Origin of the sequence: Microbispora sp. H10949 (genome assembly GCF_014161435.1) — a bacterium.
GTDB lineage: Bacteria > Actinomycetota > Actinomycetes > Streptosporangiales > Streptosporangiaceae > Microbispora > Microbispora triticiradicis.
In genome coordinates, this window is the sequence record NZ_JABBWZ010000006.1 from 175648 (window position 1) to 190389 (window position 14742).

At 72.2% G+C, this 14742-nt stretch carries 12 protein-coding genes; 5 read left to right on the plus strand and 7 right to left on the minus strand.

All coding sequences use genetic code 11. The annotated features are described in order from the left end of the window. Positions 1-84 precede the first annotated feature (84 nt). The 4 genes from HHX40_RS17265 to HHX40_RS17280 form a co-directional block, all read right to left on the minus strand. A complete protein-coding gene (locus tag HHX40_RS17265; protein WP_182881400.1) occupies positions 85-1326 on the minus strand; it encodes an MFS transporter in 1242 nt (413 codons plus the stop codon). 98 nt (positions 1327-1424) lie between these two features. Then, positions 1425-2453 carry an RNA polymerase subunit sigma-70 gene (locus HHX40_RS17270; protein ID WP_182881401.1) on the minus strand — a complete coding sequence of 343 codons (1029 nt, stop codon included), beginning with the start codon at positions 2451-2453 and terminating at the stop codon, positions 1425-1427. A 145-nt stretch (positions 2454-2598) separates the two neighbouring features. Then, positions 2599-3510 (minus strand): aldo/keto reductase, encoded by a 912-nt coding sequence (locus HHX40_RS17275; protein WP_182881402.1) that lies wholly within the window; start codon positions 3508-3510, stop codon positions 2599-2601. Between the two features lie 45 nt (positions 3511-3555). Beyond that, on the minus strand, positions 3556-5241 hold the full coding sequence (locus HHX40_RS17280; protein ID WP_259403684.1) for a pentapeptide repeat-containing protein: 1686 nt from the start codon (positions 5239-5241) through the stop codon (positions 3556-3558). Positions 5242-5407: 166 nt separating this feature from the next. Between HHX40_RS17280 and HHX40_RS17285 the strand changes: the two genes are divergently transcribed. Beyond that, positions 5408-5806: a MerR family transcriptional regulator gene (locus tag HHX40_RS17285; protein ID WP_117408441.1), complete on the plus strand. Its 399-nt coding sequence runs from the start codon at positions 5408-5410 to the stop codon at positions 5804-5806. Between the two features lie 120 nt (positions 5807-5926). Here HHX40_RS17285 and HHX40_RS17290 read toward each other — a convergent pair whose 3' ends face one another. Continuing rightward, entirely contained in the window at positions 5927-7828 is a 1902-nt protein-coding gene (locus HHX40_RS17290; RefSeq protein ID WP_182881405.1) for an ABC transporter ATP-binding protein, read from the minus strand. Positions 7829-8058: 230 nt separating this feature from the next. Between HHX40_RS17290 and HHX40_RS17295 the strand changes: the two genes are divergently transcribed. The 3 genes from HHX40_RS17295 to HHX40_RS17305 all read left to right on the plus strand — a co-directional run bounded on the left by HHX40_RS17295 (position 8059) and on the right by HHX40_RS17305 (position 11217). Further along, complete coding sequence (locus tag HHX40_RS17295; RefSeq protein WP_182881406.1) at positions 8059-9345, plus strand: ABC transporter substrate-binding protein; 1287 nt, start codon at positions 8059-8061, stop codon at positions 9343-9345. Between the two features lie 97 nt (positions 9346-9442). Continuing rightward, complete coding sequence (locus HHX40_RS17300) at positions 9443-10327, plus strand: sugar ABC transporter permease (RefSeq protein WP_310738153.1); 885 nt, start codon at positions 9443-9445, stop codon at positions 10325-10327. After that, positions 10324-11217: a carbohydrate ABC transporter permease gene (locus HHX40_RS17305; RefSeq protein WP_117408445.1), complete on the plus strand. Its 894-nt coding sequence runs from the start codon at positions 10324-10326 to the stop codon at positions 11215-11217. The genes HHX40_RS17300 and HHX40_RS17305 overlap by 4 nt, the downstream gene beginning before the upstream one ends. Positions 11218-11234: 17 nt before the next feature. On the opposite strand, the gene HHX40_RS17310 is transcribed toward HHX40_RS17305, so the two are convergent. Then, positions 11235-12239 (minus strand): ArsR/SmtB family transcription factor, encoded by a 1005-nt coding sequence (locus HHX40_RS17310; RefSeq protein WP_182881408.1) that lies wholly within the window; start codon positions 12237-12239, stop codon positions 11235-11237. Positions 12240-12309: 70 nt separating this feature from the next. On the opposite strand from HHX40_RS17310, the gene HHX40_RS17315 reads away from it, so the two are divergent. Then, positions 12310-13587, plus strand: coding sequence for an MFS transporter (locus HHX40_RS17315; protein ID WP_182881409.1), 1278 nt, complete (start codon positions 12310-12312; stop codon positions 13585-13587). Here the strand turns inward: HHX40_RS17315 and HHX40_RS17320 are convergent. Then, entirely contained in the window at positions 13523-14611 is a 1089-nt protein-coding gene (locus HHX40_RS17320) for a LacI family DNA-binding transcriptional regulator (protein ID WP_310738154.1), read from the minus strand. The two genes, HHX40_RS17315 and HHX40_RS17320, sit on opposite strands and share 65 nt — an antisense overlap. Positions 14612-14742 lie beyond the last annotated feature (131 nt).

Here is a 14742-nt window from a genome sequence, read left to right on the forward strand (position 1 = left end):
GAGGTCCTGACCGGGCCGCGGGCGGTCGTACACGCACCGCCCGCGGCCCGCACAGCTCCACAGATCGAGGTCGTCCGGCAGGCGTCAGTCGGCAGACGTGGCGACGAGGGCGGGCGCGGCGTCGCGAGACGGGGTACGCCACGGGAGTATCGCGGCCGTCGCGACGAGCAGCACCACGCCGATCGCGATCGCGGCGCGGGCGCCGGCGAGGCCGGCCAGGACGCCCCACACGGCCGTGAGCGTGGCGGTCGTCGTCCGCGAGGTGATGGTCCAGGCGGTCAGGACCCGCGCCACCTTGCCGTCCTCCACCCGTTCGAGCCGGTAGGTGGCGAAGACGGGGTTGAAGACGCCCATGCAGGTGATCAGGCCGAACTCGACCAGCATGATCAGCGCGAGGCCGGCCGGGCCCTGCCCCGTGAACGGGAGCCCGACGAGCCAGGGCACCCGCGCGACGCCGAACGTCAGCAGCATCGCCCGCTGCCCGAACCGGCGGACGAGCGGGCGGGAGATCCGCGAACCCAGGATGCCGCCCAGGCAGGGAACGCCGAAGGCGAGCCCGTACTGCAGCGGCGTCAGGCCGAGATCGTGCAGCATCAGGAAGGTCAGCGGCGGAGCCGTCGCCATGATGAGCGCGGAGACGAGCACCGTGTTCGCGAACAGGACGCGCAGCCCGCGGTCCGCGACGATCGTCCGCCACCCCTCGGCGATCTCCGCCCGGCGCGAGGTGCCCGTACGGCGGACAGGTGGGTCCGGCTCGGGAGCCGTGATCGCGCGGATCCCCAGCGCGGACAGCAGATAGCTGGCCGCGTTCAGGGCGACCGTGACAACAGGGCCGAGCATCCCGATGAGCGCGCCTCCGGCCGGCGGGCCGACAGCGGTGGACGTCCACATGACCATCTCGAACCGGCCGTTCGCCTCCATCAGGTGGCTCTTGGGCACGAGGGCCTTGAGGTGGGCCCCGCCGGCCCCCACGAAGACGATGTCGGCCAGGGCGACGACCACGGCCACGACGAGCAGGTGCGCGTACGTCAACGCGCCTGCGGCGTACGCGACCGGCACGGTCAGCAGCGTCAGGAAGCGGACCAGGTCGGCCCGGATCATGAGCCGCCGCTTCCTCCGGAACTCCATCCACGGGCCGAGCGGCACAGCCAGCAGGGCGCCGGCGGCTCCGCCGGCCGCCGCGATCAGGGACACCTGCGCGGCGCCGGCGTGCAGGGCCAGGATGGCGATCAGCGGGAACGCGTCCAGCGCCAGCCATGTCCCCAGCGAGCTCACCGCGTAGGCCCCCCACAACCACGCGAAGTCCCGTCCCAGCCCCCGCGCCATCGGCCGCCCCCGCCTCTCCCCAAGCGAACAGAGGTCGATCCAACACCCGTCCGGGACCGGGAGCCAACCGACGGCCGTCAGCCGGTCCGGCGCCGGGACTACTCCGTGCCGTCCGCCGGCAGGCGCTCCGGCAGCCCGAGCCGCGGGAACCGGTCGCCGTGGAACGTGACGATCTCGGTGATCGCCCCGCCGGTGACGCGCAGGACGTCGATCGTCAGCGGCAGGTACGCGCCCTCCCGCTTCCGCCACTGGTAGAAGGCGACGGCGGGCTGCCGGTTCACGGAGGTGGGGACGGCGCGCAGGTGCTTCATGCTCTCGAAGCCGCTCTCGACCCAGTCCTTCACCACCGCGTCGCGGCCGACGCACAGGCCCGGCGTGGGCGGCATCGAGCAGCGGACGTCGTCCCGCAGCAGGGCGGCGAGCCCGTCGACGTCCGTGGCCACGCTGGCCTCGGTGTAGCGGCGCACCAGCTCGCGCGTCCCGGCGTCCTCCTCGCCGCCGGTCCAGTCCTGCCGTTCGGAGGGCAGATGCTCCCGCATGCCGGCGCGGGCCCGTTGCAGCGCGCTGTTCACGGAGTTGACCGAGTCGCCGAGGAGCTCCGCGACCTCCTTCGCCGGCCAGCCGAGCACGTCCCGCAGGATCAGCACGGCCCGCGGGCGCGGCGCGAGGTGCTGGACCGCGACCACGTACGCCAGCTCGATCGTCTCCCGCGCGACGGCGACGGCCTCCGGCTCGTCCGCGTCGCCCGCGGGCAGTTCGTCGAGCAGCCGGTCCGGGTACGGCTGCAGCCACAGCACCTCGCCGCCTGTCGCGGGCTCCGGGCGGCCCCTGGCGAGGAGGTCCAGGCAGGCGTTGGTGGCGATCCGGTACAGCCAGGCCCGGAACGTCGACCGCCCCTCGAAGGTCTCCCGCCGCCGCCAGGCCCGGAGGAACGTCTCCTGCACGGTGTCCTCGGCGTCCTCGAACGACCCGAGCATCCGGTAGCAGTGCACGTGCAGCTCCCGCCGGTGCCGCTCCGCCAGCCCCGAGAACGCCGGCTCGTCGACCTCGCCCGGACCGCTTGCACCCAGTCCACTTGCGCCCAGACCGCTCACGTTCGGCTCCTCCGGCCGCGTGTCCGCACTCATCACGTCATCCTTCCGCCTCGTCGTGTCCCTAGGTGTGACGGGTGCGGGCGCGACAACTCATCACCCGGGCCGGCATGGCCGGCCCGGGGCCGGATCGGGCTGAGCGGCCCCGGCGGGAGAGGTCCCGCGCCGGGGCCGGTGGGGGTCAGACGGGGGCGTCGAGGCGGGAGAGCAGGTCGTCGTCGAGCTTCACGTCGGCCATGACCTCCTCCAGCTGGGCGACCGAGCTGACCCCGACGATCGGGAGGATGTCCTGCGCGCGCAGCCAGGCGAGCACGACCTGGTTGCGCGTCGCGCCGATCTCACCCGCCACCTCGTCGAGCACGGCCAGCCGCCTGGTGGTGCCCGGGTGGTCGTAGTGCTCGGGCAGCGGCTTGGCCGTGTACGCGCCCGCCAGCAGTGTGGAGTAGACCCACAGCTTCAGGTCGCCCTCGGAGCGTACGTAGTCGAGCAGCTCTTCGGTGACCAGGGTGTGGCCGCCCTCGGGCAGCCGTACGCCGGGGCGGGGACGGAGGTAGGAGTGACGGAGCTGCACGTGGCCGTACCGGGTGCCGCCGCGCGCGGCCGCCAGTGTGCGGGCCCGCTCCAGCCGCCAGGTGGCGTGGTTGCTCGCGCCGATCTCCCTGGCCTTGCCGGCCCGCACCACCTCGTCGAAGGCGGCGACGGTCTCCTCCAGGGGCGTCGTCCTGTCGTCGATGTGGGCCCAGTACACGTCCACGTGATCGGTGCCGAGGCGCCGCAGGCTGCCCTCGATCGCGGCCCGCACGACACCGGCGGACAGGCCCTCGGCGGCGTCGAGCGTACGGGCGCCGGGCACGGACGGGCGGGCGCCGCACTTGGTGCTGATCACCACCGCGTCCCGGTCGCGGCGGGAGGCGAGCCACCGGCCGATGGTGGCCTCGCTCTCGTCCCCGGTCGCGCCGTCCATCCAGAAGGGGTAGTTGTTGGCCGTGTCGAGGATCGTTCCGCCGCCTTCGACGAAGCGGTCGAGTATGGCGAAAGAGGTCTCTTCGTCCACGGCTGTCCCGAAGGGGATCGTCCCCAGAGCGATTCTCATGCCGATCACCCTGCCGCCTGGAGCGCACTCCAGCGCAAGCCGCTTTCACCGGCGGCGGGTGAGGGCCTTCCGGCCGCGCGCCACGATCGTCTCGACGTCCTTCAGGTCGTCCATGTCGTGGGCGGTCGCCAGCGCCTCCTTCGCCGCGTCGTAGGCGTCCAGGGCAGCGTTCCAGTCGATTTCGCCGGTTCTGTCCGCTGCGCCGTCGATCTCCTCTCCCAGCCGCGTGACGTTCTCCTCCTGCACGCTCCGGGCGTCCGAGAAGCGGACGGCCCTTTCCGCGGCCTGCTTCCTGGCGGCCTTCCTCCGGCGGGTTCCGCGTACGACCAGCCCGAGGACGATCCAGAAGACGATCAGTCCCACGATGCCGAAGAAGACGACCCAGCCGGCGCCGAGCCTGCTGGTGGACCCGGACAGGTCGGCGTCCTCCGCGTAGTCGACCTCCAGGCCGGTGACCTCGGCGTCCTGGAAGGTCGCGCCCCGCAGCTCGGCCGACTGCAGGCTGGCGTCGGTCAGCGTCGCCTTGCGGAAGACCGCCTCCCGGAGCCTGCCGCTGTTGAGCTGTGCCCGGTCCATCCGCGCGGCGGTGAAGTCGGCCTGGTCCGCCGTGACGCTGGTCATCTCCGCCCCGCGAAGATCGGCGCCGGTCAATGTGGCCCCGGTCAGGTCGGAGCTGCTCATCGCGGCCTCCGAGAGGTCCGCCCGGGTCAGGTTCGCCCCGGTGAGGTCCGCGCTGCCGAGCGCGGCCCGTCGCAGGTGCGCGCCGGTCAGGTCCGCGCCCTTGAGGGAGCGGAAGGTCGTCCCGGCCGCGGAGACGTCCCGCAGGACGGCCCGGTTGAGCTTGACGCTGCTCAGGTCGAGGCCGTCCAGCTTGGCGCCGGTGAGGTCGGCGCAGCTCAGGTCGTCGGGGAAGTCGGTGACCGTGGTCAGGTCCCACCCCGCGTAGTGCTGGCCCTCGCCCGGCTCGCACGCCGCGCCGGGAGCGGGCAGGTCCTTCGGCATGCCCGTGCTCCCGGTCAGCCGGGCGCCCCTTACGTCACGCAGGTCGGCCCCGCCGAGGTCGGCGTCCCGGAAGTCCGCGCCGTCCATCACCGACCCGTACAGTTGAGCGTCCCGGAGGTCGGCCCGCCGCAACACGGCCTTGATCAGGGTGGCGCCGTAGAGCCGGGCCTTCGGGGCCTTCACCCGGGTGAGGTCGGCCCGGCGCAGGTCGGCCCCGTAGACGTCGGCGTCGGTGAGGTCGGTGCCGACCAGCTTCGCGTCGTCGAACTGGGCGGAGTACGCCTTGGCCCGCGTCAGCGTGGCTCCGCTCAGGTCGGCGCCCTCCAGGTGCGCGCCGTACGGCGAGGAGTCGTCCATCGTCGCCCCGCGCAGGTCCGCGCCCCGCAGGTCCGCGTAGTAGAGCTCGGCCTCGGACAGGTCGGCCTTGCCCAGCCTGACCCCGGCCATCTGGGCGTTCCCGAGATGCGTCCCCTTGAGCGACGCTCCGCGCAGGTCGGCCCCGGTGAGCGGGACGCGTACGTACAGCCCGTCCAGCGTGGCGCCACGCAGGTCGGCGCAGGACAGGTCGGCGGGCAGGGCGGCCCGGGTGAGATCCCGCCCGGCCAGTTTCGGGCCACTGCCGGGACGGCACGGGAGCGGCGCGGCGGAGGCCGGCGAGACCAGGACCACCGGCAGGACGACGGCGGCGGCGAGTGCCATGCCGGCGAGTAGGCGGGGAAGGCCGGGCATCTCTGTCTCACTGTCTCCTTCGGAAGCGCCGCCTTTCGGAGAAGGTCCCGGGAAAGGCGTTGAACAGCACCCGTTATATGGGGAACTGTTTGCGATCCGCTTGCGAACCGCCTACAGACACAACCGCTCGCGGCGGTACGGCATCCGCTGTGACAGGATCAATGGCGTGGCCGTGTACACACCTGGACAGGTCGTCGAGGAGACCGGTTTCAGCCTCGACACCCTTCGTTACTACGAACGGATCGGGCTGCTGGAGCCGATCGGCCGGAACGCGTCGGGCCAGCGGCGCTTCACCGAGGAGGACGTGAGCTGGCTCGGCATGGTCCGCTGCCTCCGGGACACCGGCATGCCGATCGCCGAGATGCTGCGCTTCGCCGCGCTCGTACGGCAGGGCGAGCACACCATCGCCGACCGGATCGCGCTGCTGGAGGAGCACGACCGGAAGGTCGAGGCCCAGATCGCCGACCTGCGTCAGAAGCAGGGCGGGGTGCAGCGGAAGATGCAGTACTACAAGGACGTGCTCACCATGCGCGCCATGCTCCCCGACTGCGAGCAGGCCTCCTGAGGGCCGGACCGGGCCGGTCCAGGTGCGTGACCGGCCATGCTGGACTGTGCCCGCTCGTGCCCGGCCCGCTGGTGCCCGGCCCGCTCGTGGCGGGCCGGGCGGGCGGCTTGTAAGGCCGGCTCAGGGGGCCCGGTACGCCTCGGCCTGGAGGTTGTAGAGCTCGGCGTAGAGCCCGTCGAGCGCGATCAGTTCGTCGTGCGTGCCGTGCTCGCGGACGAGGCCGTGGTCGAGCACGTAGATGCGGTCGGCGTAGCGGACGCTGGCGAGCCGGTGCGTGATGAGCAGCACCGTCCGCCCGTCGGCGTGTCGCCTGATCCGGTCGAACAACGCGTGCTCGGCCCGGGCGTCGAGGGCCGCCGTGGGCTCGTCGCAGATCAGCAGTGGCGCGTCGCGGTAGAAGCCGCGCGCCACCGCCACGCGCTGCCACTGGCCGCCCGACAGCTCGTGGCCGTTCTTGAACCGGCGGTCCAGCAGCGTGCGGTAGCCGTGCGGCAGTTCGGCGATGACCTGGTCGGCGCCCGCCACCTCGGCGGCGCGGACCACCTCGTCCTCGCCCCTCTGCATGCCCATCGTGATGTTGTGGCGGGCGGTCAGCGGCCACCGGGTGTGGTCCTGCGCGATGACCGCGATCCTGCGACGCAGGCTGTCAGGATCCACCTCGCTCACGTCGACGTCGTCCCACAGCACCCGCCCTCCGTCCGGCTCGTACAGCCCGGCGAGGATCTTGGCGAGGGTGGTCTTGCCCGAGCCGTTCTCCCCGACGAGGGCCACGACCTCCCCGCGCTCGACTCGGGCCGACACCCCGCGCAGGGCCGGGGCCGGCGTGGCGGGGTAGGTGAACGTGACGTCCTCGACCGTGATGCGCTCGAAGCGTTCCGGGGCCTGCCGCTCGCGGAGGGGCGGGACCCTGCTCTCGGCGTGCGCGACGAAGTCCAGGAAGTCGGTGAAGTAGAGGCCCTCCTCGTAGAGCCGGTTCGTCGCGTACAGGAGGTTCGCCAGCGACGCCTGGCCGGTCCGGATGGCGAGCACCGCGGTGCCGGCCACCGCGAGCGGCACCGCGCCGATCACCAGCAGCACCCCGAGCGTGACGTAGACGACGCCCTGACCGACGCCGCCGAGCGCCTCGCCCAGGACCCGCGCGAACGTCTGCCGCCGCGCGAGCGCGAGCATCGCCCGCTGCTCGCCCATGGCGACCTTGTCGAACATGCGGAGCAGGAAACCGCGCATGGTGAACGTGCGCACCTCGGCCGCGGTGTCCTTGTCGGCGAGCAGTTCCTCGATGATCCACTTGCGGCGGTGGACCGAGATCAGCTGCAGATTGGTCGTGTAGTTCATCCGGGCCGACCGGACCGCCGCCCAGGCGTCGGGCAGCACCGCCAGCAGGAGCAGCGGCAGCAGCACGGGGTGCAGCACGCCCAGCACGCTCGCCGCGGCCGCGAGCCCGACGAGGGCGGACACGGTGTCGATGGCCGTGCGCACGATCGAGTCGGCCACCATGCCGCGCATGCGGGCCCGCTGCAGCGCGTCGTGGAACTCCGGATCGTCGTAGCAGACGAGCTCGACCTGGCTCGTCAGCGTGTAGAGCCGTCGCTCGGTGATGCGGCTGACCTGGGGTGACAGCCGTGACTCGGCCCAGCCCGCAGCGGCCTGCACCGCCGTGCGCACGGTGGCGGCGAGACCCACGAGCAGCAGGCTCGGCAGCGCGGCCCGGACCCGGTCGGGGGTCGGGCCGGCCTGGAGCAGCGCGGTCAGGACGCCGGTGGTGGCCAGCAGGCCGAAGGCGGTGAAGACGCCGCCGAGCACGCTCAGCGCGATGGTGGCCAGGGTGTCGCGGGGGCTCGCCTCCCACGCGATGCGGAGGGCCTGGCGGGTCAGGCCGGGCAGCCGCCGCGCCACGGTCAGGAAGCTGAGCCCCGCCATCGTGCCGTAGTGCCGGGCCCACTGAGGTGACTCGATCTCCTCCAGATCAGGTAGGTCGTCCTCGGACAGATGGTCATGTCCCCCCTGCTGTGTGACCGTCATGCCAGCAGTGTGTGCGCCCGTACCGACAATTTCCCGGGCTCCGGCTGCGGCGCTTCCTTTGACGCACGTCCCTAACAGTCCGCCAACCTCCGTATGCAGAGACGTTATCGGGACAAACTTGACGGCGTGCCCGTGGAAGTGGCTGGATGGGCTGTGCTGACAACGTTGTCAGCCATATGTGTCTTCGGGGAGCCCGAAATCCTCGCGAAAAGCCTGAAGGGAATGTTGCGATGAGACGACGGTGGATGGCGGCCGTCGCGGTCTCGGTGGCAGGCCTGCTGACCCTTTCCGCGTGCGGCGGCGGTGACAAGCAGGACACCGCGGGTGGGCCGGCCGCGCACAAGAAGGTCGAGGTCTTCTCGTGGTGGACGGGCCCGGGTGAGGCCGACGGCCTGAAGGCGATGCGTGAGATCTTCGCCAAGGAGAACTCGAACTTCGAGTTCTTCGACGCGGCCGTGGCCGGCGGCTCGGGCGACCAGGCCAGGGCGCTGCTGTCGAGCAAGCTGCAGGCCAACCAGCCTCCGGACACCTTCCAGGGGCACGCCGGGGCCGAGCTCCAGGGCTACATCAAGAGCGGCAAGCTGGAGTCGCTGAACTTCCTCTACGACGAGCTGAAGCTCAAGGACGTGCTGCCGCAGCAGCTGATCGACCAGATCACGGTGGAGGGCCAGGTCTACTCCGTGCCGGTGAACATCCACCGGTCGAACGTCCTGTGGTTCAACCCCTCGGTCCTCAAGGACGCCAGGATCTCGGGCGCGCCGAAGACGGTGGACGAGTTCATCGCCGACCTGGAGAAGGTCAAGAAGAGCGGCAAGATCCCCCTGTCGATCGGCTCGCAGTGGACGCTCGTCCACCTGCTGGAGTCCGTGCTGCTCGGCTCGCTCGGCACCGACGCCTACAACGCCCTGTGGACGGCCACCTCCGACTGGTCCAACGCGAACGTGACCAAGGCGCTGGAGAACTTCAAGACGATCCTGTCGTACGCCGGGACCCCGCAGGACGACTGGCAGCCGGCGGCCAAGCAGGTCGCCGACGGCGAGGCCGCCTTCAACATCATGGGCGACTGGGCCTACGGCTACTTCCACAACCCGCCGGAGGGCGGTCTCGGCAAGGAGTCGAAGAAGGACTTCGACTGGGCCGCGTCCCCGGGCACGGACGGCACGTTCATGTGGCTGTCGGACAGCTTCACCCTGCCGAAGGGCGCGCCCAACCGCGACGGCGCGATCGCGTGGCTGAAGGTGGCCGCCAGCAAGGAGGGCCAGGACGCGTTCAACCCGCTGAAGGGCTCGATCCCCGCCCGCAAGGACGCCGACCAGTCGCTCTACAAGGACTACCTGTCCTGGAGCCTGGAGCAGTGGTCCGCCGACAAGCTGGCCGGCTCCATCCAGCACGGCGTGGTCGCCAACGACACCTGGCGTACCGCGATCACCGACGCGGTGGGTCTGTTCCAGCAGGACAAGAACGTCGCCAAGTTCCAGCAGGCGCTGGTCGCGGCGGCCAAGAACAGCGGCCAGTGAGCTGATCTCCCCGTACGGCCCACGCCGTGACCGCCGCCGGGCTCCGGCCGGCGCGGCGTGGGCCGTGCTTGACTTCTGAGAGGCGCAAGTGACGCGGGTGCGCAGATGGCTGCCGGGGCTGCTCCTGGTCTCGCCGTCGATCATCCTCATCGCGGTCTTCGTGTACGGCCTGCTGGGCTGGAACTTCAAGCTCGCCATGACCGACAAGCACAACGAGATCGCGGAGATCCCCGGCAAATTCGTGGGGCTGGAGAACTTCACCGGCATCTGGGGCGAGGAGCGCTGGGGCCTGTCGGTCCGGCACTCGATCGTCTTCACCCTGGTCTTCGTCGCCGGCGCGCTCGTCCTCGGCTGGCTCCTCGCGTTCCTGATGGAGAAGGGCATCCGGGCGGAGGGCGGCTTCCGCACCGTCTACCTGTTCCCGATGGCCGTCTCCTTCATCGCCACCGGAGTGGTGTGGCGGTGGCTGATGAACAGCGCGACGGGTGAGCACGCGGTGGGCCTCAACCGGCTCTTCCACTACATCGGGCTCGACTTCCTGCAGTGGCAGTGGTTCCGCGATCCCGACTGGGGCATGGCGGCCATGGCGATCCCGGCCGTCTGGCAGATGTCCGGATACATCATGGCGCTGTTCCTCGCCGGGTTCCGCGGCGTTCCCGACGAACTGCGGGAGGCCGCCCGGGTGGACGGCTGCGGCGAGTGGGGGGTCTACCGGCATGTGGTGCTGCCGATGCTGCGCCCGGTGACGCTCTCCGCGCTGATAATCCTCGGCCACATCTCGCTGAAGGTCTTCGACCTCGTCGTCGCGGTGTCGGGCAAGCAGATCATCACCGACGTGCCCGCGACGTTCATGTGGACGGCGGTCTACGACTCGCACGACCCGGCCAAGGGCGCGACGATCGCGTCCTACATCGTGCTGTCCGTCGTGATCTTCGTCGTGCCCTACCTGATCTGGAACGCCCGTAAGGGGAACCGTTCATGACCGCCCACGTCGCCGGGAAGGCCCCGCGTACGGCGCCCGCCGCCCCGGCCCGCGAGAAGGGCAGGGCGGGCACGTGGGTGCGGCTCGTCCTGTTGCTGCTGTTCGTCCTGGTCTTCCTGATCCCGGTCTACGTTCTGCTGGTCACGAGCTTCAAGCCGCTCAGCGAGGCCGACCCCGCCCAGGCGTGGAACCTCCCCAAGGTCTGGACGACCGAGGCGTGGAGCGTCGCCTGGGAGAAGCTCGAACCGGGCATCGTCAACAGCTTCCTGCTCGCGATCCCCGGGTCGCTGATCTCCGCCGCCCTCGGGTCGCTGAACGGATACGTGCTGTCCAAGTGGCGCTTCCCCGGTGCCGACGTGCTGTTCACGCTGTTCCTCTTCGGGATGTTCATCCCGTACCAGGGCGTCATGATCCCGCTGGTGCAGCTGATGGTGGACCTGGGCGACGCGCTCGGCGTGCAGCTCTACGGCGGCATCCCGGGCCTGGTCCTCGCCCACGTGGTGTACGGCATCCCGATCTGCACGCTGATCTTCCGCAACTACTACGTGACGATCCCCGACGAGCTGATCGAGGCCTCCCGCGTCGACGGCGCGGGCATGCTGCGCACGCTCTGGTCGATCGTGTTGCCGGTCTCCGGCCCGGCCTTCGCCGTGGTGATCATCTGGCAGTTCACCTCGATGTGGAACGACTTCCTCTTCGCCGTCTTCCTCACCGGGCCCACCTCGTGGCCGACCACGGTCATGCTCAACAACATCGCGGGCGCGGTGACGACGCCGTACAGCCAGCAGATGGCCGCGGCGATCCTGGCGTCCATCCCCACGATGGTCGTGTACGTCCTGCTCGGCCGGTTCTTCATGCGCGGCCTCATGGCCGGCGCGCTCAAGGGCTGACGCTCGGGGGCCGGTCGTCACAGAGCGGGGGCACCGGCCACCAGGGCGTCCCCGAGAGGGGTGCGGCGGTAGAGCACCTGCCGCCCGACGCGGGTGCCGGCCACCAGCCCGGCGGCGCGCAGCGCGCCCACGTGGCCGCCGGCCGTGCCGAGCGCCAGCCCGAGGCGGGCGGCGAGTTGCGTCGTGGTCGCCGGAGTCTCCAGCTCGGCCAGGATCCGGGCCCGGGACCGGCCGACCAGCCCGGCGAGCGCCGCGGCGCCGCCCGCCCGCGGGCGCCCCGCCGCCACCCCGCGCGCCGGATACACCAGCGCGTACGGCCAGGCGTCGTCGAGATAGGCGATCACGTTCCGTACGAAGACGCTGGGCAGGAACAGCAGGCCCCGGCCGTCCAGCCGGTGCCGCTCGTCCCCCTTGCCGGGGGCCCCGACCTCGATCCGGCCGGGTTCCGGCCGCCAGCGGACCCGCGGGCCGAGGTCGCCGAGCGCGGCCGCCCACCCGTACGTCGCCAGCCGCCCGGCCCGCTGGATCACGTCACGCTCCAGGACGGCGTGGAAACGCGGCCATTCCGGCGCCACCAGGTCGGTCCAGGTGCGCTCCAGCCCGTCGGCCAGCGACGCGACGACGTGCTCGTCGTCCAGCACCGTCATGATCTCGTCGGACGGCGGCGGCCGTCCGTCCAGCGACAGCGCGATCTCGGTGCGCGCCCGGTCCAGCGGTGTGGCCCGCATCGCCGCGATCTCCTCGGCGAAGGAGACGTTCACGCCCGCCGGCGGCGGTGCGATGAAGTCGGCGTTGTAGGCCCCCTGCCGGAACAGCGCCACCAGCGCCCGCGCTCCCGCGCTCGCGGTGAGCAGCCGGGCGAACCGGGGACGCGCCACGGCGGCCCAGGCCGCGTGCGCGCCCGCCTGCTGCCGCCCGGACAGCATCCACATGGCGTGCATGGTCTCGTTCAGCGGGGAGATGGCGAACCGGCTGGCGGCGACGTCCTGGGGGCCGACCTCGATCAGGTACACGACGTCCATTCTTCGGCCATTTCCGAAGGATTGGCGCGGCCGGAGGCCCGGTGCCGAGCATGGTCGCCGGGAGGTGGCCATGACACCGGGCCAGGACAGATCCACATTCCGGGCGTGCTTCGCCGTCGCGGAGTTCCGGGTGCTGTTCGGGAGCCAGCTGCTGCTGGTCCTGGGCGACACCGTGAAGATGCTCGCGTTCTCCGTTCTGGTCTACGCGCGGACGGGGTCGCCCGGCCTGGCGGCGCTCGCGTACATGATCGGGTTTCTGCCGCAGGTCGCGGGTGGCGTGTTCCTGCTGTCGCTCGCCGACCGGTGGCGCCCGCGTGCGCTCATGGTCGCGGGCGACCTCCTGCGCGTGGCCACGTGCCTGGTCCTCGGCCTCGGTGACCTGCCGATCGGGGTCATGCTCGCGCTGGTGTTCGCGGCGGGCGTGCCCACGCCGCTGTTCTCGGCCGCCCGCGCCGCCGTGCTGCCCGACGTGCTGGCCGGCGACGCGTACGTGCTCGGCCGGGCGGTGTTCGGCACCACCGCGGCGGGCGCGCAGATCGCGGGCCTGGCGGCCGGCGGCGGCCTGCTCGCCGTGTCGGGTCCCGCCCGGGCCCTGCTGATCACCGCGGCGTTGTCACTGGTCAGCGCGGTGGTCGTACGGCTGGGGCTGCGCGATCGCCCGGCGCGGGCCACGAGGGGCGAGCGGGAGGCCGGGGCCGTACGGACGACGTTGCGGGTCAACCGGGCGCTGCTGGCCGACCGGGCCGTCCGGGGGCTGCTGCTGGCCGGGTGGCTGCCGGCCATGCTCTCCGTCGGGGCGGAGGCCGTCTACCTGCCGTACCTGACGGACGAGGGATCGGCGCCGGGCGTGGGGATCGTCCTCGCCGCCGCGGCGGCGGGGATGGGAGCGGGGGAGTTCGTGGTCGGCAGGTTCGCCGCGCCCGCCCTGCGGGAACGGCTGGCCTTCCCGCTGGCGTTCGTGCTCGGCGTGCCGCTGCTCGGGTTCGCCGTCCGGCCGGGCGTCGCGGGAGCGGCGGTGCTGGCGGCGCTCTCGGGGGCCGGGCTGGCCTACAACCTGGGATTGCAGCGGCGGTTCCTCGACGCGGTGCCGCCGCACGCCCGGGGCCAGGCGTTCGGCCTGCAGACCTCCGGCGTGATGACGGCCCAGGCGCTGGGCGCCGCGGCGGCCGGGGCGCTCGCCGAGGCGGTGCCCGCCCATCTCGCCATCGCGCTGATGGGCTGCGCTTCCGTCGCCGCCGTGGTCGTGCTGCGCCGGCACCTGCGTGGCGGCGCGCGTCCCGGTGTCAGCCGCGGTCCCGGCGGGGCGGGGGAGGGCGCTCGCCCGAGCCGCGCGGGATCAGCCGGGTAGGCAGTTCGAACCGGGTGACCGGGCCGTCGTCCCCGGCCAGGCGCAGGAACAGCAGGTCGGCCGCCGTACGGCCGAGCCGGGCGGGGTCCTGCGCCACCACGGTCACGCCCAGCAGGTCGGCCAGTTCGAAGTCGTCGAACCCGACCAGGGCGAGGCCGCCGAGGCCGGGCGGCGCGCGGTCCGGGAAGGCGCCGGTCGTCGCCGGGCCGGTCGCGGAGCCGGTGATCGAGGCCAGCGCCCGCAGCGTCTCGACGGTGGTCCGGCCGTTGCCGGTCAGCAACGCGGTCGGCGGGTCGGACGCCCCCAGCAGCCGGGTGAGGTCGGCCCGCATGCGCGCCGGTTCGGCCGGTCCCATGGCCACCAGGCCCTCGTCGTACGGCAGGCCCGCGGCGGCCAGCGCCTCCCGGTAGCCGCGCAGCCGCTCGGCGGCCGTGAAGATCCTGGGAAGGTCGCCGAGGAAGGCGACGCGGCGATGACCGTGGGCGATCAGATGCGCCGTGCCCGCCCGGGCTCCGCCCACGTTGTCGGACAGGACGACGTCCGCCTCGCAGCCCGCGCCGGGCGGCCGGTCGGCGAACACCGCCCTGGTCCCCGCCTCGAACTCGGGAGCCAGATAGGTGTGGTCCGTCCCGGCGGGCACGATGATCAGCCCGTCCACCCGGCGGGCGCAGAAGGCGAGCACGAGGTCGCGCTCCCGGGCCGCGTCCTCCTGGGACGACCCGGTGAACAGCAGGCATCCGTGGTGCAGCGCGGTCTCCTCGACCGCCCGGCTGAGACTGGAGTAGAAGACGTCGGCGGCGTCCTCGATGACCAGGCCGATGCTCGCCGTACGGCCGCGGCGCAGCGTCCGCGCGCTGTCGTTGCGGCGGTAGCCGAGCCGGTCGATCGCGGCGTGCACCCGCAGCGCCGTCGCCGCGTTCACGCCGGGCTCGTTGTTGACGACGCGGGAGACGGTCTTCAGCGCCACGCCGGCCGCGGCGGCCACGTCGTTCATGGTCGGACGGCCGCGTCTGGTCTCTCCCACGCAGGGATCATCTCCCATTCCACGACGTCTGGACAACGTTGTCAGCACGCCGTCACGTCACGGCTCCATCGGCGTGTCCGGTCGCCACTCGGTCGGGCGGGGCGCAGGTCCGGCACCCGGCGGTCGCCGAG

Bases quoted from the DNA above. Each gene is read 5' to 3' on its own strand.
- HHX40_RS17265 (WP_182881400.1), bottom strand. From the start codon at position 1,326: ATGGCGCGGGGGCTGGGACGGGACTTCGCGTGGTTGTGGGGGGCCTAC.
- HHX40_RS17270 (WP_182881401.1), bottom strand. From the start codon at position 2,453: ATGAGTGCGGACACGCGGCCGGAGGAGCCGAACGTGAGCGGTCTGGGC.
- HHX40_RS17275 (WP_182881402.1), bottom strand. From the start codon at position 3,510: ATGAGAATCGCTCTGGGGACGATCCCCTTCGGGACAGCCGTGGACGAA.
- HHX40_RS17280 (WP_259403684.1), bottom strand. From the start codon at position 5,241: ATGCCCGGCCTTCCCCGCCTACTCGCCGGCATGGCACTCGCCGCCGCC.
- HHX40_RS17290 (WP_182881405.1), bottom strand. From the start codon at position 7,828: ATGACGGTCACACAGCAGGGGGGACATGACCATCTGTCCGAGGACGAC.
- HHX40_RS17295 (WP_182881406.1), top strand. From the start codon at position 8,059: ATGAGACGACGGTGGATGGCGGCCGTCGCGGTCTCGGTGGCAGGCCTG.
- HHX40_RS17305 (WP_117408445.1), top strand. From the start codon at position 10,324: ATGACCGCCCACGTCGCCGGGAAGGCCCCGCGTACGGCGCCCGCCGCC.
- HHX40_RS17310 (WP_182881408.1), bottom strand. From the start codon at position 12,239: ATGGACGTCGTGTACCTGATCGAGGTCGGCCCCCAGGACGTCGCCGCC.
- HHX40_RS17315 (WP_182881409.1), top strand. From the start codon at position 12,310: ATGACACCGGGCCAGGACAGATCCACATTCCGGGCGTGCTTCGCCGTC.